At 39.9% G+C, this 25,491-nt stretch carries 23 protein-coding genes; 6 read left to right on the forward strand and 17 right to left on the reverse strand.

The window, feature by feature from the left end; all coding sequences use genetic code 11:
* Nucleotides 1-699 precede the first annotated feature (699 nt).
* The 4 genes from PISS_RS18390 to PISS_RS18405 form a co-directional block, all read right to left on the reverse strand.
* Nucleotides 700-1,143, reverse strand: coding sequence for a T6SS immunity protein Tdi1 domain-containing protein (locus PISS_RS18390; RefSeq protein WP_058156020.1), 444 nt, complete (start codon nt 1,141-1,143; stop codon nt 700-702).
* Between the two features lie 187 nt (nt 1,144-1,330).
* Nucleotides 1,331-1,792 (reverse strand): hypothetical protein, encoded by a 462-nt coding sequence (locus PISS_RS18395; protein WP_058156023.1) that lies wholly within the window; start codon nt 1,790-1,792, stop codon nt 1,331-1,333.
* A gap of 106 nt (nt 1,793-1,898) precedes the next feature.
* On the reverse strand, nt 1,899-2,162 hold the full coding sequence (locus PISS_RS18400; RefSeq protein WP_058156025.1) for a hypothetical protein: 264 nt from the start codon (nt 2,160-2,162) through the stop codon (nt 1,899-1,901).
* Between the two features lie 107 nt (nt 2,163-2,269).
* Entirely contained in the window at nt 2,270-2,749 is a 480-nt protein-coding gene (locus tag PISS_RS18405) for a hypothetical protein (RefSeq protein ID WP_232311366.1), read from the reverse strand.
* 279 nt (nt 2,750-3,028) lie between these two features.
* On the opposite strand from PISS_RS18405, the gene PISS_RS18410 reads away from it, so the two are divergent.
* Nucleotides 3,029-4,300, forward strand: a complete 1,272-nt coding sequence (locus PISS_RS18410; protein WP_058156027.1) for an O-acetylhomoserine aminocarboxypropyltransferase/cysteine synthase family protein — start codon at nt 3,029-3,031, stop codon at nt 4,298-4,300.
* 68 nt (nt 4,301-4,368) lie between these two features.
* Nucleotides 4,369-5,028 (forward strand): NADPH-dependent FMN reductase, encoded by a 660-nt coding sequence (locus PISS_RS18415; RefSeq protein WP_058156029.1) that lies wholly within the window; start codon nt 4,369-4,371, stop codon nt 5,026-5,028.
* Between the two features lie 16 nt (nt 5,029-5,044).
* Here the strand turns inward: PISS_RS18415 and PISS_RS18420 are convergent, their stop codons facing one another.
* The 7 genes from PISS_RS18420 to PISS_RS18450 all read right to left on the reverse strand — a co-directional run bounded on the left by PISS_RS18420 (nt 5,045) and on the right by PISS_RS18450 (nt 14,228).
* On the reverse strand, nt 5,045-5,233 hold the full coding sequence (locus PISS_RS18420; RefSeq protein WP_016900157.1) for a DUF1289 domain-containing protein: 189 nt from the start codon (nt 5,231-5,233) through the stop codon (nt 5,045-5,047).
* A 14-nt stretch (nt 5,234-5,247) separates the two neighbouring features.
* Entirely contained in the window at nt 5,248-5,763 is a 516-nt protein-coding gene (locus tag PISS_RS18425) for a hypothetical protein (protein ID WP_024601619.1), read from the reverse strand.
* A 423-nt stretch (nt 5,764-6,186) separates the two neighbouring features.
* Nucleotides 6,187-6,801: a bifunctional phosphoribosyl-AMP cyclohydrolase/phosphoribosyl-ATP diphosphatase HisIE gene (gene hisIE, locus PISS_RS18430; protein WP_024601620.1), complete on the reverse strand. Its 615-nt coding sequence runs from the start codon at nt 6,799-6,801 to the stop codon at nt 6,187-6,189.
* Nucleotides 6,795-7,571: an imidazole glycerol phosphate synthase subunit HisF gene (gene hisF / locus PISS_RS18435; RefSeq protein WP_033103129.1), complete on the reverse strand. Its 777-nt coding sequence runs from the start codon at nt 7,569-7,571 to the stop codon at nt 6,795-6,797. The genes hisIE and hisF overlap by 7 nt, the downstream gene beginning before the upstream one ends.
* Nucleotides 7,572-7,866: 295 nt before the next feature.
* Nucleotides 7,867-9,849, reverse strand: a complete 1,983-nt coding sequence (locus tag PISS_RS18440) for a GGDEF domain-containing protein (RefSeq protein ID WP_058156031.1) — start codon at nt 9,847-9,849, stop codon at nt 7,867-7,869.
* A gap of 238 nt (nt 9,850-10,087) precedes the next feature.
* On the reverse strand, nt 10,088-13,147 hold the full coding sequence (locus PISS_RS18445) for an efflux RND transporter permease subunit (RefSeq protein WP_058156033.1): 3,060 nt from the start codon (nt 13,145-13,147) through the stop codon (nt 10,088-10,090).
* 10 nt (nt 13,148-13,157) lie between these two features.
* On the reverse strand, nt 13,158-14,228 hold the full coding sequence (locus tag PISS_RS18450) for an efflux RND transporter periplasmic adaptor subunit (RefSeq protein WP_028834567.1): 1,071 nt from the start codon (nt 14,226-14,228) through the stop codon (nt 13,158-13,160).
* Between the two features lie 555 nt (nt 14,229-14,783).
* Between PISS_RS18450 and PISS_RS18455 the strand changes: the two genes are divergently transcribed.
* Nucleotides 14,784-15,791, forward strand: coding sequence for a catalase family peroxidase (locus tag PISS_RS18455; RefSeq protein ID WP_058156035.1), 1,008 nt, complete (start codon nt 14,784-14,786; stop codon nt 15,789-15,791).
* A 16-nt stretch (nt 15,792-15,807) separates the two neighbouring features.
* Nucleotides 15,808-16,347, forward strand: a complete 540-nt coding sequence (locus PISS_RS18460) for a cytochrome b (RefSeq protein ID WP_024601330.1) — start codon at nt 15,808-15,810, stop codon at nt 16,345-16,347.
* A gap of 66 nt (nt 16,348-16,413) precedes the next feature.
* Here the strand turns inward: PISS_RS18460 and PISS_RS18465 are convergent, their stop codons facing one another.
* Genes PISS_RS18465 through hisG form a run of 6 tightly spaced genes read right to left on the reverse strand, consistent with a single transcriptional unit; the run spans nt 16,414 to nt 22,114 of the window.
* Nucleotides 16,414-17,139: a 1-(5-phosphoribosyl)-5-[(5-phosphoribosylamino)methylideneamino] imidazole-4-carboxamide isomerase gene (locus PISS_RS18465; protein WP_024601329.1), complete on the reverse strand. Its 726-nt coding sequence runs from the start codon at nt 17,137-17,139 to the stop codon at nt 16,414-16,416.
* 33 nt (nt 17,140-17,172) lie between these two features.
* Nucleotides 17,173-17,763, reverse strand: coding sequence for an imidazole glycerol phosphate synthase subunit HisH (gene hisH / locus PISS_RS18470; RefSeq protein ID WP_013463293.1), 591 nt, complete (start codon nt 17,761-17,763; stop codon nt 17,173-17,175).
* A complete protein-coding gene (gene hisB, locus PISS_RS18475; RefSeq protein WP_058156037.1) occupies nt 17,760-18,821 on the reverse strand; it encodes a bifunctional histidinol-phosphatase/imidazoleglycerol-phosphate dehydratase HisB in 1,062 nt (353 codons plus the stop codon). The genes hisH and hisB overlap by 4 nt, the downstream gene beginning before the upstream one ends.
* Nucleotides 18,818-19,918: a histidinol-phosphate transaminase gene (gene hisC / locus PISS_RS18480; RefSeq protein ID WP_013463295.1), complete on the reverse strand. Its 1,101-nt coding sequence runs from the start codon at nt 19,916-19,918 to the stop codon at nt 18,818-18,820. Before hisC ends, hisB begins: the two co-directional genes overlap by 4 nt.
* On the reverse strand, nt 19,908-21,209 hold the full coding sequence (gene hisD, locus PISS_RS18485; protein WP_013463296.1) for a histidinol dehydrogenase: 1,302 nt from the start codon (nt 21,207-21,209) through the stop codon (nt 19,908-19,910). The genes hisC and hisD overlap by 11 nt, the downstream gene beginning before the upstream one ends.
* Nucleotides 21,210-21,214: 5 nt before the next feature.
* Nucleotides 21,215-22,114 carry an ATP phosphoribosyltransferase gene (hisG, locus tag PISS_RS18490; protein WP_013463297.1) on the reverse strand — a complete coding sequence of 300 codons (900 nt, stop codon included), beginning with the start codon at nt 22,112-22,114 and terminating at the stop codon, nt 21,215-21,217.
* Between the two features lie 396 nt (nt 22,115-22,510).
* Here hisG and PISS_RS18495 point away from each other — a divergent pair, with 396 nt between their 5' ends.
* Together PISS_RS18495 and PISS_RS18500 are read left to right on the forward strand one after the other, a co-directional pair.
* Nucleotides 22,511-22,744 (forward strand): hypothetical protein, encoded by a 234-nt coding sequence (locus PISS_RS18495; protein WP_013463298.1) that lies wholly within the window; start codon nt 22,511-22,513, stop codon nt 22,742-22,744.
* Between the two features lie 496 nt (nt 22,745-23,240).
* Entirely contained in the window at nt 23,241-25,424 is a 2,184-nt protein-coding gene (locus PISS_RS18500; RefSeq protein ID WP_013463300.1) for a M4 family metallopeptidase, read from the forward strand.
* Nucleotides 25,425-25,491: the final 67 nt, after the last annotated feature.

The following is a 25,491-nucleotide window of genomic DNA, read 5'->3' on the forward strand; positions in this document are numbered from 1 at the left end:
ATTCTCTGTGGTGCAAAAATTGTTTCTATCAGTAAATGTCTTTTGTAGCAGCGATTTCATATCGAGCCAGAGTTAAGCCTAAATAAGTATTTACCACCGAGGACACAGAGTTCACAGAGAAATGCTTAAAAGATATCAATCCACCTCTGTGTAGCGCAAAGCGCCTCGGGATTCTCTGTGGTGCAAAAACTGTTTTTATCAGTAAATGTCTTTTGTAGCAGCGATTTCATATCGCGTATTTATGGGCATTAGCATTTTACTCGCGCCTCGTAGCCCGAAACCTCCCATCCACTTCTCTTTGTAGAATAAGGTCTTTTAGTGATTTATTTATAAAGAGGGCTAAGAGGCGCTGCGCTTTTAGAGGAAGATATAAAACAAGGCTGTTTTTAGCTAGTCACTGCCATGTAGTGCCACGTTATCTTTGCTGAGAATGTAAGGTGACGATTTATAGTAAACAAAGAACCAGCCTAATATGGCTAATATTACGCCTAAACCATATTTGCTAAAAATTGGAATATACATTATCAATGTAAACACGACTGCCGAATACAATAAAAATATAGCCCAAAACAATTTTGAGCTGATAAGTTTCAATCTCGTCTTGCAACTGGCACATTTAAATTAAAACTGAAAACATTTAATTTATGTTCACAGCGAGGACACAGACTCATAAATTTCCTTGTACTTTTAACGGCCTTGTTAGCTTTCGCTTACACCAACTTGTTGTGCCACTTGACCTGTTAGGGAAAAATGAACCTCAATATCAGTTGGTTCAATATTTTCAATTTTATACTCACCACCCAACAGCCAAGGTTTTGTTAAGCTATAAATTTGGTTGTGTGATAATGATTTACCTGATTTTATTAAATCACCTACCATTTGAACTGCAAAGTATTCTATAACGAACTCTTTATCGGCTAACAACTCATTGAAGCCTTCAGGTGTCTCCGCTACTTGTGAGAACTCACTGCCTCCTGAGTCTAGCCACCAAACTTGGCCATTATTTATATTTTGAACAAATGCATCACCGGAAGCTGAAAGCAATATAGGTAAATATTCTCCATCCAATAACCACTCCCATTCAGATAACAGAGAGTCTCGTTCAAGGTGCGAGAAATTTACCGTTAAGTCATTTAATGTCATCTGAACTTCCTAGAAAGCTAACGCCCGCCTAAACGGCGATTTAACAATGGGTTAAAATTATTGAGCGCAGCGACAATAACCCATTGTTAATTGTTAATTGTTAATTGTTAATTGTTAATTGTTAATTGTTAATTGTTAATTGTCCGAGCGAGTTTTCGAGCGAATTCAGGCGTTTGTTATATAAATACTACTCATGATATTTGCGAATTACAGCAACTTTATCACCCTCTAATTCAAGCACTTCCATCATGGTTTGGGAATATTCAATTGGTTGTTTATTTTGCGGGTGAACACCTTTTGCGTAGTTTTTGTAACGAATTGCAATTGCTGAGTTGTTGAAAATAAAAACGTCCAATAAAGTCGCTTCGTATTTGGTGTGTGCCCCCAAATAGTAAGTCATACCTTTTCTCATGGATTCTTTCCCATCAGGTAATCTAGAATCGTCTACGACATATGGTAAATGAGAGTGACCGATATCGTCAGTAAGCAAAGAAAGATACTTTTCTAACTCAACGGTAGACGCATTGGGAGACTGAGTATCCGTCATTAGTTTAAAATAAGTATGTGCGAATTTTTCTAAATCTAATTTTTTAGAAGCTGCTGAAAAGGAAGAGCCTAATAGCAAGGTGATCAATAATAGATATTTCATTAAAACTCCATTTTTAAATATTTATATAACGCCCTAATTTGGCGGCACAAACACGTGGGCTATACTGCGAAGCAGCCCGCGTGTTTGTGTCCCCAACATTTGATTGTTATGAATAGCCAAACTCTAAAAGAGCCATAAATGCTAACAGAGAAACAACACTACCGACCAAGTAAACCCTGGATTGCTTGTAGCTGTGAGGGTTCTCTGTTTTGTTTAACATTTTGGCCAAACCTGATACAAACGTTTGCCCGCTGGCAGTAGATATTTTTCTTTCTAAAACAACCATACCCAAATTGATACCAAAAAACATAAACAAAATTAAAACAAAAAGCGTTGAGATAATCGTTGCTGTACTTTCAATATTTACCAAGCCGAGTCCTTTTTATGCATAACGCCTGGTTAAGAGGCGAGTTTAGCTTGCTAAAATGTTTGCCGAAGGCTCGAGCAAGCTATTACGAGACCTTCTTAAACCACTTGTTAGGTGCAAATTAGCTCTGCAACTCCAGATTTACTCGAGTTTAAGCTTTTAAGCTCTAGTAAAAAATTATCGAATTGCCCTGGTTCAGTAGACAAGTACATTTTGGATTCGCTAGCTACGTTTTGACCTTTAAACTCAAAAAACTCTGATTGTTGATGAGTAGCTATAAAAAGATTACCGGGCTTAGGGAAGTGCAAACGAGCATGAAAAGCACCATTAGCATATTCACAGCCAAAACCGCCAAATTCTATGTTTCTTAATCCACCATAATAGCTAGTTTTAAACGAATCTAAACTAACAAAGAGATCATCTAGTTCAGTGTTCCCCAAATAAACTTTGTTTGAAAATGTAGAATGACCATTGCACACGGTTACTTTTAATTCCGTGATATCCTCATCGCTCCATACTTTTTCAAACTTTAAATACGACTGCATTTTTTCCTTTGCACCTAACAATTTAATAGTGCGCTCATCGCGCATATCTCTGCCAATGTCGCGCTCACTTTTCTATTTTATATAGTTTTAACAAATTAGCTAACATATTACTATCACTAAGTTTTCTATTGTATTTAAGCAACGCTTAGAGGAGTAATATGCGCGCTTGGCTCATTTTATTGAATATATGAGCAAACGGTAGTTTGAACATTTAGCTAGATACAGCGTTAAATCTATTTCCTTCAATATTCTTTAGTATATTTCATGTGCACTTTGTAACCATTAAATGCTACGTTAGATGTAACTATATTGAAGGAATAAATTATGAAACTTGAGTCTTTAGCGTTGCACCATGGTTATGAATCTGAAGCTACAACTAAGTCGGCGGCGGTGCCGATTTATAATACCTCTTCGTACACCTTTGATAATACCCAGCATGGCGCTGATTTATTTGATTTAAAAGTGCCGGGCAATATTTATACCCGCATTATGAACCCGACCAATGCGGTACTTGAGCAGCGTATTGCCGCGATGGAAGGCGGCATTGGTGCGCTGGCTGTGGCCTCGGGTATGGCAGCAATTACTTATGCAATTCAATGTTTATGTGAAGTGGGCACTAATATTGTAAGTACTAGCCAAGTGTATGGCGGCACTTATAACTTATTTGCTCACAGCTTGCCGCGCCAAGGTATTGAAGCACGGATGATTAAAGCCGATGATTTTGACGGCTTTGAAAACGCGATTGATGAAAACACACGTGCGGTTTTTTGCGAGTCAATTGGTAACCCTGCTGGGAATATTGTTGATATTGCTCGCCTTGCGAAAATTGCCCACAGTAATGGGGTGCCTTTAATTGTAGATAACACCGTGGCTACGCCGTATCTTTGTCGTCCATTTGAGTTAGGTGCCGATATTGTGGTGCACTCACTCACTAAATACATTAACGGCCATGGAACCGCGATTGGCGGCATGATTATTGATTCGGGCAAGTTTGACTGGAAAGCCAATGCAACCCGTTTTGCGATGATGAATGAGCCTGATCCGTCGTACCATAATGTAGTGTATACCGATGCGTTTGCTGAGGCGGCGTTTATTGGACGTTGTCGCGTTGTACCACTTAGAAATACCGGTGCGGCGCTTGCGCCTAAAAACGCATCAGACATTTTAATTGGCCTTGAAACATTAGGGCTTAGAATGGATCGCCACTGCGAAAACGCGCAAAAAATTGCTGAATACCTAGAGAGCCACCCTAAGGTGCTGTGGGTTAATTACGCGGGATTAAAATCAAGCCCGTATAACGAAATAAGCCAAAAAATTACCAATGGTAAAGCGTCAGGTATTTTAAGTTTTGGTATTGCCGGTGGCCTTGAAGCCGGTACGCGGTTTATTGATGCTCTAAACATGATTTTACGCTTGGTAAATATTGGCGATGCTAAATCGCTGGCTTGCCACCCAGCATCTACCACGCATCGACAATTAAATGATGAAGAGCTGGCCAATGCTGGCGTTAGCCGCGATTTAATTCGTTTATCGGTGGGTATTGAAAACATTGACGATATTATTGCCGATGTAAGCCAAGCGCTCGATAAGGCCTAAATCGTACAGTAAATACCTCAAACTTTTTTGAGGTATTTATTTTCGCAATTAAAAAGGAGTGCCGATACATGAAATTTTTAATTTTTCTCGGTTCGGTTAGAAAAAGTACCCCACCTAAGCCTGCGCGTTTAGGGGAAAGGGTATCGAAAGCATGTGAGCGTTGTTTGCTTGAGCATTACTCTGAGCATGAAATAGAGCTTATTGATCCGCTCGATTATGATTTAGACCCTGTGTTTAAACCGCACTTTGCCTATACGCAGGCTGAGGTACCTAAACAACTTGATGATTTAGCAGCAAAAATTAAAGCCAGCGATGGCTTTGTTATGGTGAGCCCTGAATATAATCATTCGATGAGTCCGGCACTTGCTAATTTGCTAAACCATTTTGGTAGTTCTTTATTTGGCTATAAACCCAGCGCAATTGTGACCTATTCTGCAGGGCAGTGGGGCGGCGTGCGCGCTGCTGTTGGTATGCGCAGCTTTTTAAGTGAACTGGGCTGTTTGCCGGTATCAGCAATGATCCATGTTCCAAAAGCACAGGATGTGTTTATTGAAAGTGGTGACGCAAATAATGCGGCAGAGCAAACATCATGGGATAGCTATTTTTCGCGCACGTTTAATCAATTAATTTGGTGGGCAGAAGGTGCTAGCAAACAACGTGAAGCGTTAGACCCTAAGCGATTAAGTAAAGACTTTAAACGTGACCCATCACAACGTAATGCGCCTTAATGGTTATAAATTTAAGCTAGTCTTTTTTGGCATCTTCACGAGGGGAGGCCAATATAGCTTGCTTTTGCTCATCGGTTAAAATAATCCAGTCGAATATTTCGTCACTTGTGCGCCCGCACCCAGTACAGTAGCCATTCATTCTATAACATTCACCGATACAGTCTGTTTTTAAATGAGTGGATTGTTTACTGGGTGTTAGGCGCATACATTCTCTCGTAATTATTTAGTGGCGACGGGCTTTCCTACTTCTAACGAGGTAGACCAGGTTTTAATTTTTGATAACGTTTTGCTGGTATAAACAGAAATAACCGGCGACTTATCATCAAGTACAAAGGTAGTACGCAGCGACGTTTCTGACTCTTTTTGTGTTTCTAACCAGTTGTTTTTTTTAGTTAAACATTGGCGAGTGAGTTCAACTGCTTGTTGATGCATAGCTACCGCCTGCTGTTGATCTTTGTAGCTTTCTTGGCATTGATAGGTCACGGTTTGATTGTTAAAGCTGGTTACTTGGCAGTTATTGCCAAATACGTTGTACTTTGCGCTCCACACATCTAAATAAGGTGTTTTTACTTTGGTGTCTTTTAACGCTGCAAAGCGATTGTCATAGGCGGCAATCAGCCCATCCATTTTTTCGCAGGGGGTTAGGTTATCTAGTTTAGCTTTTTGCTCAGTGGTTAAACTGCTACAGCCAGATAAAATTAGGCCAGTTAATACCAGCGATATATAGGTTTTCATAATGCGCTATCCTTTTGTAATAGCTATTCCTTGAACATTAGGGTCTATTGACCTTTCAAGGTTGAATTTGCAGCAGTCTGTTTGGTATTTAGGCAAGGCAGAGCCTATGTAGTGTGGTTATTCCCCATAAATAGGTGATAACGCAGCATCAATGCCAAACAGGCGCTGCCCTTCGGGTTCTGCCTAGGGGCGATTTACTCTTTGTTGCTCGGTTTTGACTTAGCCCACTAGGTTGCAAACCGAGCGCCGCGATTAAACCGCCCCTAGTTTGAACAAATTTTAATCCGCAAAGGTCAACAGACCCTAGTTAAAGAATACCTAAGGGAGGGAGTAAATGCTATTCGCAAGGTGTAATTTAAAGTGAATTTATGGTTTTAACATACTGAGTGCGCCACAAAATGGCGCACTCAGTAACAGGCTGTTTTACTTATGACGCCCTTGTAGGCAAGCAACTGCATCGGTGAGCTCTAAGCCTTGACGCTGTAGTAACACAATTAAGTGATACAACAAGTCAGCCGATTCGTTAGTAAGCTCATTGTTGTCGTGTTTCATTGCCGCAAGCGCCACTTCAACGCCTTCTTCACCTACTTTTTGGCAGCTGCGGCTTAAGTCTTCAGCAAATAAAGATGCGGTGTAGCTTTTAGCTGGATCGTCGTTTTTACGTGCAACAATCACATCTTCAAGTTGCGCTAAAAAGCTTAAGCTTGGTTTTGCAGCATCGTCAAAACAGCTTTGCGTGCCTAAATGGCACGTTGGCCCTTCTGGATTTGCCAATACTAAAATTGAATCGTAGTCGCAATCTGTATGCACAGAGACCACGTTTAAGTAGTTTTCTGATGACTCGCCTTTGGTCCATAAACGCGATTTAGAACGCGAATAAAAAGTCACCTTATTACTTTCAAGCGTGACAGCAAGTGCTTCGCTATTCATAAACCCTTGCATTAAAATAACGCCAGAGCGTGCATCTTGAACAATGGCAGGGATCATCTCGCTTTTTGCGAAATCAACTTGAGTTAGGTTTTCTTGCGTTACTAGCATAATCTGGCTGCCACTTGGTTATCTATTAAAAATTGTTTTAGTTCGCCAATGTTAATCACGTTTTTATGAAAAACGCTGGCTGCGAGTGCACCATCTACTTTGCTTTGTTTAAATACATCAACAAAATCTTGCATTGTGCCTGCGCCCCCTGAGGCGATTAAAGGAATGTCGCATAGCTCGCGTATTTTGCTTAGTTGCTCGTTGTCGTAACCATTACGAACGCCATCTTGGTTCATACAGTTTAAAACAATTTCGCCAGCGCCTAAGTCTTGTACCCGCTGAACCCACTCTTGGGTTTTATAACGAGTACGGCTTGAGGCATTAGGATCGCCTGTAAGCTGATACACTAAGTATTCACCGGTTGTTTCATCGTAAAAGCTATCAATACCGACAACCACACACTGCTTGCCAAACTCATCGTGTAACTCTTTTATAAGCTCAGGACGAGCAATGGCAGGGCTATTAATGCTGATTTTGTCAGCGCCGCGTTCAAGTACGCGCGCTGCATCGGCTACCGATTTAATGCCACCCGCTACACAAAATGGAATATCGATATGGCGGGCAATATTTTCTACCCAATTTACATCGAGTAATCGTTTTTCAACGCTTGCACTGATCTCGTAAAATACCAGTTCGTCGGCACCGGCTTCACTGTAGGCTTTAGCAAGTGTTAAAACATCGCCGACTACCTCATGGCCCTTAAATTTAACGCCTTTAACGACTTGGCCGTCTTTTACGTCTAAACAAGGAATTATGCGTTTTGATAACATGCGCTTACCTCGTTTTTAAAATTCTGGATTGTAATATGGTTATTATTACGTTTGTTATTGGTATAACTCATTAGAAAACACATAGACTGCACTTGATATGTTATATTTTTAATAAAAATGAATAGTTAATTTAATGAATGAATCTAAATGCATTACTATGCAATGAATTCTTGGCTCCACTATATAATAAAACTTGCGCTATGTTAATGGTAAAAGCTAGAACTAAAAGTGATAATTCATTCCGGAAAAACGCGCAATCTTGAAACCGTATACTAAATTCATAAAATACTAAAAATTAGCGTGTTTCTTTAGAAAACCGATAGCAGTTTCGACCGGAATTTTTAGCCTCGTAAAGTGCTTGGTCTGCGTGTGTTTTTACTTCTAAGCTAGTATGAGCTTGTCCGTTTGTGATGGTAATTCCTATACTTATTCCGAGCGTGCGTTTTTGGTCAAATAAAATAAATGGTTTGCTAATATTTGTAATGATTCTTTGTGCTATCTCAGAGATCACGTCTTTATCATTTAACTGTGGCAAAATTGCTGCAAATTCATCTCCACCTATTCGAGCAATAATATCGTGCTTACGTAAACAGCTTGTTATGCGCGTTGCAACTTCTTTAAGTGCTTCATCGCCTGCACCATGGCCTAACTCATCATTTATTGGCTTGAAGTAATCTAAATCTAAATACATGAGGACTAATGGTGACTCATTGAACTGGGCTTTATTTAGTTCTTTATCAAGCTTATCTAAAAATATCCTACGGTTATAAAGTCCTGTTAAGCTATCTACAAACGCATAACTTTCTACTTTGGCCTCGTATTCTCGTCTGGCGATAGTGTGATTAGCAAAGGTGTAAATAACAAATATCATTAATAACATTACACCTAGATAGAGCAAAACAATCAATTTTTTTAAACTACTAAATTCGTTTTCAATCAGTGATAGAGGGACCTTATTTACTAACTTCCATTTGGGCCATTTCCCGTTGCTATTTCTCTGATTATCAAGTGTTGGTACTTGATCTAGTAAGGTCATGTGTTCAAAAATATAAATGTTGTTATCCTTTTCAATGATCCCATTTGTTTTAGTTTCCATCGCTTGCCATATATCTGGATGGATATCTTGAAAACGTTGCTGGGGTTTATTGGCAAACATAAAAGCCCATTGTTTTTGTACATCACCAAATAACCAGTAACTTTCTTCATTAAAGAGCATAATGTCACCTAGTGAGCTTTTAGAAATATTTTCTAATTGACTAAGTAAATGCACACCTCCGAGATTTATTATAAGTAAGCCAATCTTTTCATTGTTTTTGTCAACTAGCACTGAGCCTAAACGGATCATTGGTTTTAATGGCCTTTCAATTTGACCATTTTCAATATTTAAATCTAATGGAGATATAAAAATATCATCAGGGCTGAGCTTTATCCCGCGTTTATAGTAGTATCGATCGCTTTTATCTTGAAGCTTGTCTGGAGGTACGATAACGGTACTGTTATTTTCTCTTTGCACCCTTATTAACTCTTGGCCTTTTAAGCTAAGAATTCTTATTTGGGTGTAATAATTTTTTATGGTGATAAAATTAAAATAGTCCTGTTCTAATAGTGTTTTGTTTTCATTACTAAAAAAACGCTGTTCCTTAAAGTGGTGATTATTTTTAAGAATTAACAGATCACGAGATGCATGATTAAGTTGTTGTAAAAACGAATATTTAGCTTGTTTTAACTCATTTTTCTCTTTTTGAATAACAGAACCTATACGCGTTTGTATTTGGTTTTCGTAAAACATATACAAGGCAATATATAAAATAATTGCAGAGCAAAAATAGGTCAGTAGGCTAGTAAATATGGTTGTGTTTAGCTTTTGCGAATTTTGCTCTTGTAAGGGCAAGAAGGCAGGTTTAATAATGGAAAAGTAAATTATAGGCACACTCAGACTACTGAGTATTAAGCTATCAATTGCTATGACTTGCCATTGCTGTAAAACAAATTCGTCAAAATTAAAGGCAAACATAACTAAAGCCTCAATCGTAAAAACGATCATAGCTATTTTAAATGTTAGGAATTCGGTTCTCGATTGTTGGTTTTTTACAAAGTCACTATCATTAAATAAGTAGTGAATAGTAATAATAGCAATGAATGAGATAAGGCTGGCATCTAATATTACAGAAAACCAGATGCCTGTATATTTCGTAACAAATGATGCCAATAACATCATAATAATGGCTTCACTTAACGCCAGTGATATAAATAGAATAAGTAAGCGTTGTAATGGCATATAAAGTTTCCGAGCCAATTATTATTGAATAACAAAAGCGACTAAATTTAATATAGGGCGGACAGTAGAATTGTTATCGTTAATTTAAAAATACTGCTGTTTGATATTAATATAATAATTAGAAAGTGCGTTTATTGCCATTATGGTTGTGCGTTTATTCTGTAATTTTTGACTAAAGTAGGGTGAATCTTGATCAAAGTGTTCATAACATTTGACCAAGATTCAGTGTGATCAACAATTAACTATGTATATGTTCATCTGTTTTTACGTTCATAAATATCGCGTAGAGTACGGGGATCACAATTAAAGTCAGTAGGGTGGCAAACAGTAACCCAAACACCAGTACCACTGACATCGATTGGAAAAACGCATCAAAGTATAGTGGTATTACCCCTAGTACGGTGGTGAGTGTGCCCATCATTACTGGTCTTACCCGACAATTTGCCGAATCGATAATGGCCTCATAGCGTGGTTTTCCTTGGCGTATTTCCATATCCATCTGATCCACTAATACAATGGCATTTTTAATCAATAAACCAGAGAGCGACAGTAATCCTAATATACCCATAAATTCTAATGGGATTTGTGTAGTAACCAGCCCAAAAACAACACCAATTAAGGCTAATGGCACCACAAGCCAAATAATAATAGGTTGTTTTAATGCGTTAAATAACACAATAACAATGAGTACCATGGCTAAAAAACCCAGTGGAATAGTTGAGGCCAGCATTTCGTTAGACTCTTTCGATTGACCATATTCGCCATCCCATTCTAGGCGGTAGCCTTGTGGTAGTTCAATGGCTTCTATTTTAGGTTTTACTCTATTAAATAACTCAGAAGCAAGCTCCCCTGGCAGTGGATCGGCTTGGGCTTTTATGGTCCATTCACGGTCTTCACGTTTTAATATGCCGTCGCGCCATACGGTTTTAAAGCCATTGGTGACTTGAGCAAGAGGCAGTGTTTCACCGGTGATATTGCTTTGCACTTGAATGTTACCAATGTCGTTTATGTCTACGCGTTCTTTTTGTGGCGCTCTGACGATAATAGGAATGAGCTCTTCGCCTTCACGATACTGCCCAACCACTTGCCCTGAAAAGTTTTGTTGCAGTGCTTCAGCAACAGCTTTGCGCGTTACACCCGCGCGCTGTGCATTAATGGCTGAGTACTGTGGCTCAATAACACTAATGCGTTGTCGCCAGGTGTCTTTAATTGATAACGCACCGCCATCATCAATTAATATGGCTTTTGCTTTTGCTGCCAGCTCTCTTAATACACTCGGATCGGGGCCTTTAAATGTGGCTTCTATTTTAGAGCCACCACCTGGGCCCATTACAAAGCGCCATACTTTGCCTTGCGCATCCACAAAGTTATTATCGATGTAGTTTTGTACCCTAGGTAAGAGTTGATCTAGTTTTTTATAGTCATCGACTTTAGCTAAAATTTGCCCATAAGAACTATTGGGCGATTCGCTGCCATAAATAAGCATGTAACGTAATCCGCCACCGCCAATAAGCGTTTGTATGCCTTCAACGCCGTTTTGTTGTTTTACAAACGCTTCCAGTTTGAGCATGTCTTTTTTGGTTTTTTCAATATCGGTGCCTTGCGGTAACCAAAAATCAACCACCATTTGCGGCGTGGTGGAAGCTGGGAAAAACCCTGATTTTACAAATTGAAAACCCCACATAGACACACTAAACATGGCAACCACAACAGTAACCGTTAACCAGCGATGATGAAGTGCCGACACCACAACCGATTGATACAACGCCATGAGTTTATTTGGTTTTGCTGAACCAGAGGTATCGCCATCTTGTTCTTTAAACAAGCAATAACAAAACAGGGGAGTTAGGGTAATGGCAAATAACCAGCTGTATAACAAAGAGATTAAAATAACCCAAAATAAATGGCCGGTAAATTCAGCTGTATCGCCTGGGGCAAGTCCAATAGGTGCAAAGGCAACAATGCCGACTAATGTACCGCCAAGTAGTGGCCATTTAGTTTGTTTTACAACTTCACTGGCAATATCTAACTTTTTACGCCCTTGTTGTGTGCCTACCAAAATTCCTTCTGTCACCACAATCGCATTATCAACCATCATACCGAGGGCAATAATAAGCGCACCTAAGGAAATACGGTGCATGGGTATACCGCTAAAATCCATGGTAGCAAGGGTTGCAAAAATAGTTAGCAGTAACACGGCACCAATAATAACCCCAGAGCGTAACCCCATAAATAGCAGCAACGTGACCATGACAATCACCAGCGCGACTAATACATTAACCACAAAGTTATCGACGGAGTCTTGTACCACTTTTCCTTGGTGGTAAAACTCATGCACGCTGATGCCAAGCGGTCTGAGGTTTTCAGTTTGCTTTACTTTATCATCAACGCGGTCAAACACTTTTACCACATTAGCGCCTAATACACTGGCAACCCCCAGGGATATGGCAGGCTTAGAGTTGTAGCGCACTAACTTGGTTGCTGGGCTTTGAAAACCGCGGTATACATTGGCAATATCTTTTAGATAAATTGTTTTACCTTTAGCGCTGGCACTTACCAGTAGGTTTTTAATGGTATCAACGGAGTTTAATTCGCCGGTGGGATCAATAAAAATACGTTGATCGCCAATTTGGGTATTACCTGCACTCAATACGGCGTTTTGTTCATCCAAAATACCGTAAATGTTATTGATAGATACACCTAAAGAGGCTAACTCTTCTCGAGCAATTTCTACAAATATCCCCTCTTGTTGTACGCCCGTCATGGCAACTTTCGCTACACCGTCTACTTGTAAAATGTCACTTTGTAGCGTTTTAGCATAGGCATGCAGTTCATCGGGGGAGTAACCTTCGGCAGTAATTAAATAACTTAAGCCATATACATCGCCATAATCATCAAACACTTTGGGGGTCCCTGTACCAGGAGGAAGTGTTGGGCGAGTATCGTTAATTTTGTTTCTGAGTTTAGTCCAAATAACTTGTAGCTCAGATTTGGTTGGCGAAAATTCTGATTTAATTTCTACTTTAATTTCAGATAACCCTGTAGATGAGGTCGACGATATAGTATCGACTTCTTGTAACTCTTGAATGGCACGCTCAAGCGGCTCGGTCACTTCTTTAGCAACCTCAAGCGGGCTCGCGCCTGAATAAGAAACAAATACTTGCGCGGTGCGAATTATAAATTCGGGGTCTTCAAACCGAGCCATGTTTTTGTATGACGAAAAACCAAAGCCAAGCGTTAAAATGATGAGTATAGTGCTAATTAATTTATTATTTATTGTCCACTTTGCTAAATCCATGATTGTACTCCTATGCTTTAGTCCAAGGACGTACTTTCATACCCTCAGTCACATAATTTGCACCTGCACCTACAATCACATCACCTGCTTTTAAGCCCTCAGTAATAATCAGTTGTTCGCCAATACCTTGCTCAATAGCAACGAGTGTTTTTGATACTTGCATTGTTTGTTGGTCAACAGTCCATACGAAATGCTGGCCGTTTTCTTCAAAAATAGCAAAGGTAGGGACAGCCAGTCGTGTTGCGTTTGAACTTGTTTGACGCTCTATTTTTAGGCTGGCATTCATGCCAGGTAATATATTAAGGTTATTGGGTACAGCAAACGAAAAGCGTACTTCATAGGTTTGACTGGCTGAGTCGGCTTCTAAATTCGCACGTCTAAATGTCGCAGGGATAGGCGCAGCCGATACATCTTGTAAAATAACAGTCGCTACATTGTTTTGTTTAGAATCTACCGTGGCCACAATAGACGCGGGAATATTTACAACCGCTTCCATTTCACCTTTACCAAATAGGGTAACTACATGTTGCCCAGCACTGATGTTTTCAAGCTGCTTTACTGGAACTTCTGCAACAATGGCATCGTAAGGCGCTATGATTTTACTGTCAGATAATGCCTTTTGCGCTGAGTCATACTGTGATTCGGCCACTTCTTTTTTAGATTTTAGTTGCTCTATATCTCGCTGTGAAATAACACCGTCTTTTGCAAGCTTTAAACCACGTTGATAATCATTGTTGGCCGTTTCAAACTGTATTTTGCTCGACTTAACCTCATTAACAAAGTTTCGTTGCTCTAATGCGGCTATTACGTCTCCTTTTTTTACATTTTGCGCAGCAATAACGTTGAGCTTTTCAAGTTTACCACTGACCTGAAAGGCCAGTTTTGAACTGTTTATTGTATCTATAGTGGCAGGATAGGTGAGTGTTTTTGATTGAGAGCCATCATCAATGGTTATTAACTTAACAGGGCGTGGCTTGTTTTGCTTTTGAGTGCTGACTTCGCTATCTGAACAACCGGCTAACAACAACAGTAGCGCAATACTAATAAAATTAAATTTAGTAAAACATGGTTTATTGATCATCTTGCTTACCTTAAATAAAAAGTGCGGTGTTAATCGTTGGCATTTTTGTGTGGTTCAAAATTATAAAATGCGTAAATGTGTTTATTTTCGAATTTACCTGTAATGCTGTTTATTAAGCTATAACTACTTACTACTTGAAAAAAGCAGTAGATAACGAGTGAGTAATAAATAATATTTTAATTTCAACAGTTTATTATTGCTGTACAGTTTTGTTTTAATTTGTGTGATTTTGTAGAACGTAATAAATCAGCACCCCAATGCTTGCTTTGTATCAACATTAGTATAATTAACAATCGGCTTTTTTAAAGCGCAGCTCATAAAGATTATATTTTTGGAATTTAAAATACTTAAAGTGGGATTTTTATTAATTAAATTGAAATATTAATTGCTTGGGGTCGGTCTTGTGAGTGTCGTGTCGGTATAACTAAATAAAACCTATCCGATCTAAAGCATATCTCAGTAATGGTTAGCCATTAATTTAAAGACGTAATTAAAACTATGAAAAATTCCAAACATAATCATCATGAAAATAATCATACGAGGTCTAATCCTACCATGAGTAAAAAAATCACCTTAATTGCAATAATCACTTTATTTGCACTGACGATTTTATATTTTACCGGCGCTTTTAACAGCGATACGGTTACTGCGCAGCGTTTTGTTAATTTACAACAAGGTGAGCAAGCCCATGCGGGTTTTCGTCGAGCCCATGCAAAAGGTATTTGTTTAGCAGGGTCGTTTGAGTCTACCGGTGAGCTTGCTAAATATTCGCAAGCCAAGGTATTTGATTTAGGGGCCACTCCTTTTGTTGGCCGTTTTTCTATTGCGGGCAATAACCCAACCGCGCCTGATTTAAAAGCACCGGTGCGCAGTTTAGCGTTTTCTATAACTACCGATGATAACCAAGAATGGCGCGTAGCAATGAACACGCCTCCAGTTATGGCTGTAGCGACGCCAGATGCGTTCTTTAAACAGTTACAAGCGCTATCCCCTGATCCGGTAACTAAAAAACGCAGTCCTGAAAAAATTAAAGCCTTTTTTGCCGCACACCCTGAAAGTGCCGCATTTAATAACTGGAAAGCAAGTTATAAACCAACCAGCAGTTTTGCCACTGAGCAATACCACAGTATTAATGCCTTTTATTTGGTTGATGAAAATAATAAAAAGCACGCCGTACGTTGGATAGCTAAACCACAATTAAGTGATGAAAACATTCAACCACTTAATAATGATTCAGCCGATGCATTGCAGCTACAACTTAAAGATCAAGTTGCTCAAGCCCCCGTTAAATTCGACATGCTGTTTAGCTTTGCAACCGAAGAGGATGATGAAAATAACCCAACTGTTTTATGGCCTCAATCACGTAAAACCATAAATGCCGGTACGTTAGTTATCTCAAGGCTTCAGGCGCAAGAAGGAGGCGTGTGTGCTGATATGAACTTTGATCCCTTGGTACTTCCTACAGGGATAGAGCCAAGCGCAGATCCTATATTACGTGCCCGTGGCGCGGCTTATGCTGAGTCATTTCGTCGTCGTGCTAAAGAAGTACTTTTAAATAATTAATAACAGGAAATATCGAATGAAAACAATTAATAAATACTCAGCGTCGAGTATGCTTATTCACTGGGCGATGGCGTTAATCATACTTTCTATGTTATTTCTTGGTTTGTCGATGGTACAAAGTTTAGCGGTTTGGCAAGTAGAGGCCATTGCGCTGCATAAGTCATTTGGTATTTTAGCGTTAGTGTTAGTTGCTATTAGATTAATCAATAAAGTCGTCACCACCAGTCCTGCATTACCACCGAGTGTGCCTAAGGCTCAAGCACTAGCCGCGCATTTAACCCAAGTGGGTTTATATGCATCTATGATTTTAATGCCGATTTCTGGTTGGTTAATGCAAAGCGCTGATGGCCGTCATGTGAGCTTTTTTGGTTTATTTACTTTGCCCAGCTTAGTTAGTAAAGATATTGAAACGTATGCTTTTTTCCGTGAAGCACATGGTTTAATTGCTTACGCATTTTTATTGTTTATCTTTATGCATGTTAGTGCCGCGCTTTATCATGGTTTAATAAAGCAAGATGGCGTATTAGGCTCTATGTTACCTGGTAAGCATAAATAAACTAATAGTTTTATACAAAAAAGGCACAGATGCGCTCGCACCTGTGCCTTTTTTAGAGCTATATTTTTAGCTTAATTTAAGCGCGTCTTCTACGCTAAAAGCACCATCTAATAAAGACTTGCCTAAAATTACGCCGCCAACACCAAGTTCATTTAGCTTTTTAATATCATCTAATGAACTTACCCCACCCGACGCTTGTACTTTAATATCTGCATTATGATTAATTAAATCTTCATAAAGCGCAAAAGAGGGGCCGGTCATGGTGCCGTCCTTACTGATGTCCGTGCATAAAAAATCAATAATGCCCAGCTCTACATAAAAATCAATAAGTTCAAATAGCCCAAACTCAGATTCATTTAACCAACCATGGGTTGCTGGCGCCCAGCCGGACTCTGTTTTATTAACATCAAGGGCAATTACAAAGTGCTCAGCGCCAAATTGCTCAATCCAAGCTTTAACCTGTTCACGCTTTTCAACTGCCATTGAACCAATAACCACTTGGTTTGCACCGGCTTTTAACCAATCGCTCACATCTTGCTCTGAACGAATACCCCCACCCACTTGATAGGGCACATTCAGTGCTTTTGTGGCTGCTTGAATATGTTGCCATTGTTTTTTACTGGGATCGCGTGCCCCTTCTAAATCAACAAGGTGCAGTTTACCCGCGCCGCTGTCAGCGTATTCTTTCAGGCGAGCGCCAAGTTCAAAGGGGTAAAACTGTGCGGTATCATATTTACCTTGATACAAACGTACAATTTGATTTTGTAATACGTCTAATGCTGGAATAATCACTGTGTATCTCTTTTATTATTTATTAACAGTCGCTTATAACTGCCAATCTAGAAAGTTTTGTAATAAACGAGTGCCTACTTTAGCACTTCGCTCTGGGTGAAATTGCATACCGGCATAATTATCTTTAGCAACAATGGCTGAAAAAGTTTGCCCGTATTCACTACTGACTAAAGTGGCATCGTTAACGGTATGCGCAAAGCTGTGCACATAATAAACCTGATCGTCTTTATGCAGCCCTTTGGTTAGTGGGTGCGCTTGTTGTATAGATAAGTTATTCCACCCCATATGCGGTGACGTTAAACTACCTACATCCAGTGCTTTTACTTGGCCTGGTATTTTACCTAAGCATTGCACGTTACCTTCTTCGGTGCTTTCGCACAGCAGTTGCATCCCCAGGCAAATTCCCATTAGCGGGCGCTGATATTCGTTAATGGCTTGCTGCCAACCATTATCGACTAGGCGCTTCATAGCCACAGATGCATGGCCAACACCAGGCAAAATAGCGCGCTCATAGCCTGCTAATTGTTCTGGCGAGGTAATAACGGTAGGGGTTTTACCTAAACGCTCAAATGCAAAGCGTACCGAGTTGATATTGGCACAACCGGTATTAATTATCGCTATCATAAACACCCCTTAGAGCTGGCTGTTTGTTGACTAGTATCTTGTGCAATTGCCATACGCAGAGCACGAGAAAATGCTTTAAACAAGCCCTCTACTTGGTGATGACAGTTACCGTCACTTACCGACAAAATAAGGCTAATTGCAGCGTTATCACTTAAGCTTTTGAAAAAATGCTCTACCATTTGTACGTCTAAATCACCGGCTTTTTTGCGGCTAAAGTTTGCGTTTAACACAAATGAAGCACGTCCAGATAAGTCAATTTGCGCTTCGGCTTTACATTCATCCATAGGCAATGCAAAACCATAACGCGCAATTTGAGATTTTGTGCCAAGTGCTTGTTTAAGAGCAACCCCTAAGGCAATACCAATGTCTTCAACAAGGTGATGCTCGTCTATGTGTAAATCGCCTTTGGCTTTAATGTTTAAGCCAATGTTTGCGTGGGTGCGTATTTGATCCAGCATGTGATCAAAAAAGCCAAGGCCGGTGTCTATGCTACCGTTTTTAGTTTGATCAAGATTAACCGCTACATCAATTTGTGTTTCTTTGGTATTGCGTGTAACACGGCCTTCACGGTTTGCCGTTGTAAGCTTAGTAACAATAGCAGGCCAGCTACCATCGTATAAAATACCTTCACAACATAAGTTTTGCGCAAGACCAATATCTGTTTGGCGGTCGCCAATTACAAAAGAGCGCGCTAAATCTACGTTGCCAGAGCGCATAAGCTCGGTCAGTAAGCCTGTTTTTGGCTTACGGCAATCGCAGTTTTGTTCATCAAAGTGTGGGCAAATGAGTACATCTTCAAAGTTAATCCCTTGGCTGTTGAGTATGTCCATCATTTTGTCTTGGGCTATGTCAAAATCCGCAGTAGGGAAACTGTCAGTGCCTAAACCATCTTGATTAGATACCATCACTAAGCGATAGCCTGCTGCTTGCAGTTGCAATAATGCCGGAATAACACCAGGTAAAAAAGCCAACTTTTCAAGGCTATCTACCTGTTTGTCGGTGATTGGCTCTTCAATAATGGTGCCGTCACGGTCTATAAATAAATAGGGATTACTCATGATACTTCCTGTTGTGATAGGGCTGTTGGGGTGGTTAAACCATCGAGCCAAATTTTTACTTGTTCTAATTCTTGTTCGCTACCAATTGAAATGCGTAGCCAGTCGTCTTCACCGTATAAGGTAAATGCTCGCATGACTAAGCCTTGTTCAAGGGCAACTTTAAAGCTGTTTTTATCGGCCAATTTTAAGGTAACAAAGTTGCCTTCACCAGTGAGAATTTTTAATACAGCAGGGGAGGCGTTTAACCACTCTATTAGCTTTAATTTTAAGCTGTTTAAAATGCTCACTTGGCGACGCATAGAGGTAATGGCATCAGGGGCAATGGCTTGCGCTGCAATACTCGCTACCACGCTCGATACCGGATACGGTGCAATGACTTTACGAATGGGCGCAAGTACACTGGCTTGAGCGAGGGTAAACCCGGTTCGCAGGCCTGCCAACGCAAACGCTTTTGACAGTGTACGTAGCACTACAATATTACTAAACTCGTTTATAAGTTGTGTTGCACTTTGCTCTGGGCAAAACTCAATATAGGCTTCATCAACAATCACCAATGCTTTACCTGCAAGCGCAGTGGCAATGGCTTTTACTTTATCTAGCGGCGTTAAACTACCTGTTGGGTTATTTGGATTACAAATAAACACCAGTTTTGAGCTACCGACCGCAGTGACAATATCATCAACATTGGCTGTTAATAATAACTCTTGAGTAAGCGCGTTAATAGCCACATTGTGCGTATCAGCAGTGACTTTATACATACCGTAGGTAGGCAAAAACAGCGCAATACTGTCCTTAGCTGGCTGGCAATACGTGCGTACTAAAAGCTCAATGCCTTCATCTGCACCTCGCGTCATAAGGACATTGTCGCTTTTAAGCTCGGTATAAGCTGCATAGCGATCAATAACCAATTGTGGCTGAGGGTCGGGGTAGCGATTTAAATCTTCAATACTCAACTCAAGGTTTTTAGCATATGGGCTTTCGTTGGCATTGAGCCACGTTGTGCCTGTTAACTTTTCACTTTTAGCCGAGCTGTAAGCAGCAAGCGCTTTAATATTCTCGGGTAATAAGCTGGTTGCTTGGGCGCTCTCATTGCTCATTGTTTATTGCCTCTAAACGAATTGAAACCGCATTAGCGTGGGCATCAAGGCCTTCTGCGTCTGCCAGTGGTAAAATAGCTTTTGAAAGCTCTGTTAAGCCACTTTTACTAATAGTTTGTACTGTGTATGTGCGGAAAAAATCAAGCAAGTTTAAGCTTGAGTATGTCGCGCTATAACCGTAAGTAGGTAATACGTGGTTAGTACCCGATGCATAATCGCCAGCCGATTCTGGTGTGTAGTCGCCAACAAATACTGAACCTGCATTTTTAACCGCATCAAGGTACGGGCTTGCATCTGCCAGCTGTAAAATTAAGTGCTCTGGCCCATATTGCGCTGATACATCAAATGCTTGCGCTATTGAATCCACTAAAATAAGTGACGAATTGGCCAACGCTTGTTCAGCGGTGTCTTTTCGGCTTAAGTTAGCTAATTGACGAGTAAGCGCGTCTTGTGTTTGTTTAATAATAGTTTCGCTGTTACACAATAAAATAACTTGCGAGTCGGCGCCATGCTCTGCTTGTGAGAGTAAATCGGCCGCAATAAACTCTGGATTTGCTCGTTCATCTGCTATCACTAATACTTCAGATGGACCTGCTGGCATATCAATCGCCATTCCTGGAATTGTTTGTGCAACTAACTGCTTTGCCATAGTCACAAAGCTATTACCTGGGCCAAAAATTTTATTCACTTTAGGTACTGATTCAGTGCCGTAGGCCATTGCAGCAATCGCGCCTGCGCCACCGCTTTCAATAATAGTGGTGATACCACATAATTTAGCAGCATATAAAATAGCAGGATTTATTGCTTTATCGCCTTGTACTGGGGTAGTGAGTACCACGGTTTTTGCACCGCTTAACTGCGCCAATACACCTTGCATTATAACTGACGATGGCAATGGGGCACTGCCCCCAGGGACATAAATACCGACCGCTTCGATGGCTTGATATTTCAGTTCACATTCAACGCCCGGTTGAGTCGATAACTTAATATCTTTAGGCAGTTGCGCTTGGTGAAAACATTTTACATTTGCATAAGCGGTATCAATTGCATACTTAAGCTCAGGGCTTAGCATTTTCTCAGCGGCATTAATTTCATCAAGTGGAACACGTAAACGCGGCTCAGCTCGGTTATCAAACTCTTTTGCTAACGCCAGTAATGCAGCATCGCCTTGCGCATTTACTTTTGCCAAAATAGTTTGGCAAATACTTTCTACTTTTTCACTCGCTGATACAGCAGGGCGCATCAGCGCCGCTGCTTGAACCTGTGATGATTCTTCATTCCAACGAAGCATGGCTGTTACTCCATCATTTTTTCAATTGGCATAACTAAAATAGAATTCGCGCCGAGTGCTTTAAGTTGCTCCATGGTTTCCCAAAATAACGTTTCGCTACTTACCATGTGCAATGCTACATATTCGTCAGATCCTGCTAGTGCAAGTAATGTCGGTTGACCAGAACCAGGCAGGATTTCACAAATTTCATCCAGCTTGTCTTTTGGTGCGTGTAGCATGATGTATTTGCTTTCTTTGGCTTGCTTAACACCACGCAAACGCGGCATCAATTTATTGATAAGCGCGAGTTTGTCAGCATCTTGCAGTTGGGTGTTTTGAATTAAACAAGCGTTTGACTCTAAAATTGTATCACCCTGCATTAAGCCATTAGCTTCAAGGGTTGCACCTGTTGAGACCAAATCACAAATGGCATCAGCAAGACCAGCACGCGGCGCCACTTCAACAGAGCCTGTGAGCATAACAGTGCTGGCGTTGATGCCTTCACGTTTTAAATATTGGCTTAAAATTTCAGGGTAGGTGGTTGCAATACGTTTGCCTTCAAACCAGCTTTTGTCTTGCTTACCTAGTTCTTGTGGCCATGCAAGTGCAAGACGACAGTAACCAAAATCTAATTTTGATAATTTAGTTACTTCGCTTGGAACGCCTTGGCGCTCTCTTTCTGCTTGTACTTCAACTAAAACGTTTTCGCCAACAATACCTAAGTCACATACACCGTCCATAACTAAACCTGGAATATCGTCATCGCGTACACGTAAAACGTCAATTGGCATGTTGGTTGAGTGTGCTATAAGGCGCTGCTCGCGAAGGTTGAGTTTTACACCCAGTTGCTTAAGCAGATCTTGACAATCTTTAGATAGGCGGCCGCCTTTTTGGATGGCGATACGAAGACGATTACTATTATTCATTACTCATTTTCCTTTAATTTTAAAACTAAAAACCCCGAGGGAAACCTCAGGGCGAAAATGAATCTTGGTATGTTGATTCGCCAGAGGTTTCCTTTTAGGAACAACCTCTCAGCGAAAGACCTGACAGGTTATTCCGATGAATGATGGTGGTGATGTACTGCTGTCAGAGTGTTGCGCATTTTTTATCCTGTTTAGCTATTCGTTATTATGTTAACGCTTAGCTGTTGCTTGTTTAATAAATTTCGCATTTATAGAAACACATAAACCAATAGCATGGCAAGAAAAATTTTCTTAAATTAAAGAATACCTTATAACTGTCGATAATAACTAAAGGTTTGCTTTATTTATCAACAGTTTTATAGTGATTAAATTACATTCAATTCAATGGAGGCACGCATGGATATAATGATCCCTTATTTAGGGCCTATTACGCGTTTAACGCTTGAATCTAAAGGGGCTTTTCATATTGCTGGGGTTCAACAAAGTGCCAGTGCCAAAAAAGTCGAGTTAGAAGAGCGTAAAAAAAGAGAAGTAGAAAAGCAACATAAGCTGGCGTTTGACGAAAATAAATCGCGCAATAAAACCGCTGAAGAAGATGACGACAAACCCCATTTAGATACATGGGCTTAGTACAAGTGATTGGCGATACCGTTATTGCCTCAAGTTAAAATCGCCCTCAATAAAAGCAAATTTGTTTAAACATAGCAAATAGTGGTGCATGGCTATAAACTGCGTGTTTTTAAAACTACTCCCTACCCATTTAAAATAGATTACCCCTCTTTTAAAGCTCAACAGGTAAAGTCTTTTCCTTGCAACTACATGCTCATTGAGCAGTCGATTAGTGATTAACAATAAAGCGTGTGATTTTAAAATCTAATGCTTTTTGCTGGCTGTTTTATGTAAATATATGTATACGAAATGTTGTTTCTGGACTTCATTAGTTAAAACAGTAGTTTTTAAATCATTGTAAAATAATAGATTAATTTCCGAGCTAATACTTTAATTGTAAATTAAATGTTTAATTTTCGTTATTTAAGTTTGTAACCTACTCTGATCCTTAATCGGGTACAAGGTGTGCCGATTAATACAAATATATTAAAAACTTAAACTTTAACGGAGCGTAAACGTGAATTTATCTAAAATCACAATAGCAACTTTTGCTGCTTTAACTTTGGTTCAAGCAACAAATGCAGTAGCTGCGAATAAGAAATACCTAAATCAACAACCGACAATTAATAATATGGTGCAATCAAACTCTGCTTCCTTATTATCAGTAAGTCCAAATCAGTTGATTGGGTTGAGTGTAGGGAACGAATTAGTTGTATTAAAAGAATTTACTAGCAATAACGGAGAAGTAACCCGCCGCTATCAACAAACGTATCAGGGCATTCCTGTCATTGGTGATACGGTCAGCTTAACATTTAATAATGGGATGCTTAAAAAAGCCCATGGTGCAGCTGTTTATAATATTGATGAAGATTTATCTGATGTATCGGCTAAATTGACAAAAAAAGATGCGATTTTAAAAGGGTCTAAAACGGGTATAGCTGCAAAATCAGTAGGCTTAAAAAAACATAATGAGCAATCCAGACTTGCTATCTGGGTTGACGATCAAAATAAGGCGCATTTAGTTTATGAAGTGTCTTATGTTACTTATGGCAAGTCACCATCAAGGCCATACCTGATCATTGATGCTAATACCGGTGAGGTCTTGCTTAGTTACGATAACCTGCAACATGCCAATGCAACAGGCCCTGGCGGTAATCTAAAAACAGGCAAGTATTTATATGGAACTGATTTTGACAGCCTAGATGTTAGTCAATCAGGTAATACTTGTAGCATGAATAACGCAAATGTTCGCACTATTAATTTAAATGGCGGAACAAGTGGCTCTTCTGCGTATTCATTTACATGTCCTGAAAATACGTTTAAAGAAATTAACGGTGCTTATTCACCGCTAAACGATGCTCATTTTTTTGGTAACGTTATTTTTAATATGTATAACGATTGGTTAGGGACTGCGCCTTTGAGTTTTCAGTTACAAATGCGGGTTCATTACTCAAGTAACTATGAAAATGCGTTTTGGGATGGCAGTGCAATGACCTTTGGTGATGGCCAAAATACGTTTTATCCATTGGTAAGTTTAGATGTATCTGCACATGAAGTTAGCCATGGCTTTACTGAGCAAAATTCAGGCTTAATTTATAATGGTAAACCAGGCGGGTTAAACGAAGCATTTTCGGATATGGCTGGTGAAGCCGCTGAATTTTATATGAAAGGCAGCAACGATTGGCTAGTCGGAAAGGATATTTTTAAAGGTAATGGTGCACTGCGTTACATGAATAACCCTACCCAAGATGGCCGTTCAATAGATAACCAAAGTAACTATTATTCAGGTATGGACGTGCATTATAGTTCAGGTGTTTATAACAAGGCATTTTATAATTTAGCAACCACGCCGGGTTGGGATACGCAAAAAGCCTTTATCGTAATGGCACGTGCTAACCAACTATATTGGAGTGCGGGTGTAGGCTGGGATTTAGCCGGTAACGGTGTGATGGATGCTGCGTGTGATTTAAATTATGACCCTAATGATGTAAAAGCCGCTTTGGCTGCGGTAGGTGTTAATTCAAATCTTAGTTCAGGTAGTGATTGTGCTACACCACAACCACCGACTGACGATGAAGTGTTAACCAATGGGGTAACCCGTACGGGTATTAGCGGCGCAGAAAAAGAGCAACTATTCTTTACTTTGGAAGTCCCTGACGGCGCAACAAATCTTCAATTTAATACAATGGGTGGCTCAGGTGATGCAGACCTATATGTTAAATTTGCTAGTAGACCAAGCTTAAATAACTATGATTGCAATAGCACAACATCTACCAGTACAGAAAGCTGCAACATAAGTAATGCACAAGCAGGAACTTACTATGTAATGGTTGAAGCATGGAGTGCGATATCTGGTGTATTGCTAACGGGAAGCTACTCTGATGGGAATGGTGGTGTGACGCCAATTAATAGAACTGAGTCTAATATTAATGTGACTACTAATAACTGGAGCCGCTTTACTCAAGATTTATCAGAAGGGTATAGCACTTTAAATATTAGTATTGCCGGTGGTAATGGTGATGCTGATCTTTATGTAAACTTTGGCTCGCCTTCAAGTACGTCTTCATACTTATGTAGACCCTACAAAAATGGTAATAATGAAGAATGTACATTTGATAACCCACAAGCAGGTACTTGGTACATTGATTTAAGAGGTTACAGCTTAGCAAGCGGCGTAACACTCAACGTAACGGCTAATTAGGCATACATATCAAAAGGGGCTTTGCCCCTTTTTTAATGCTTAAAATAAAAGTGACAAGATAAGGAAT

This window comes from Pseudoalteromonas issachenkonii, assembly GCF_002310795.1.
Classification (GTDB): domain Bacteria; phylum Pseudomonadota; class Gammaproteobacteria; order Enterobacterales; family Alteromonadaceae; genus Pseudoalteromonas; species Pseudoalteromonas tetraodonis.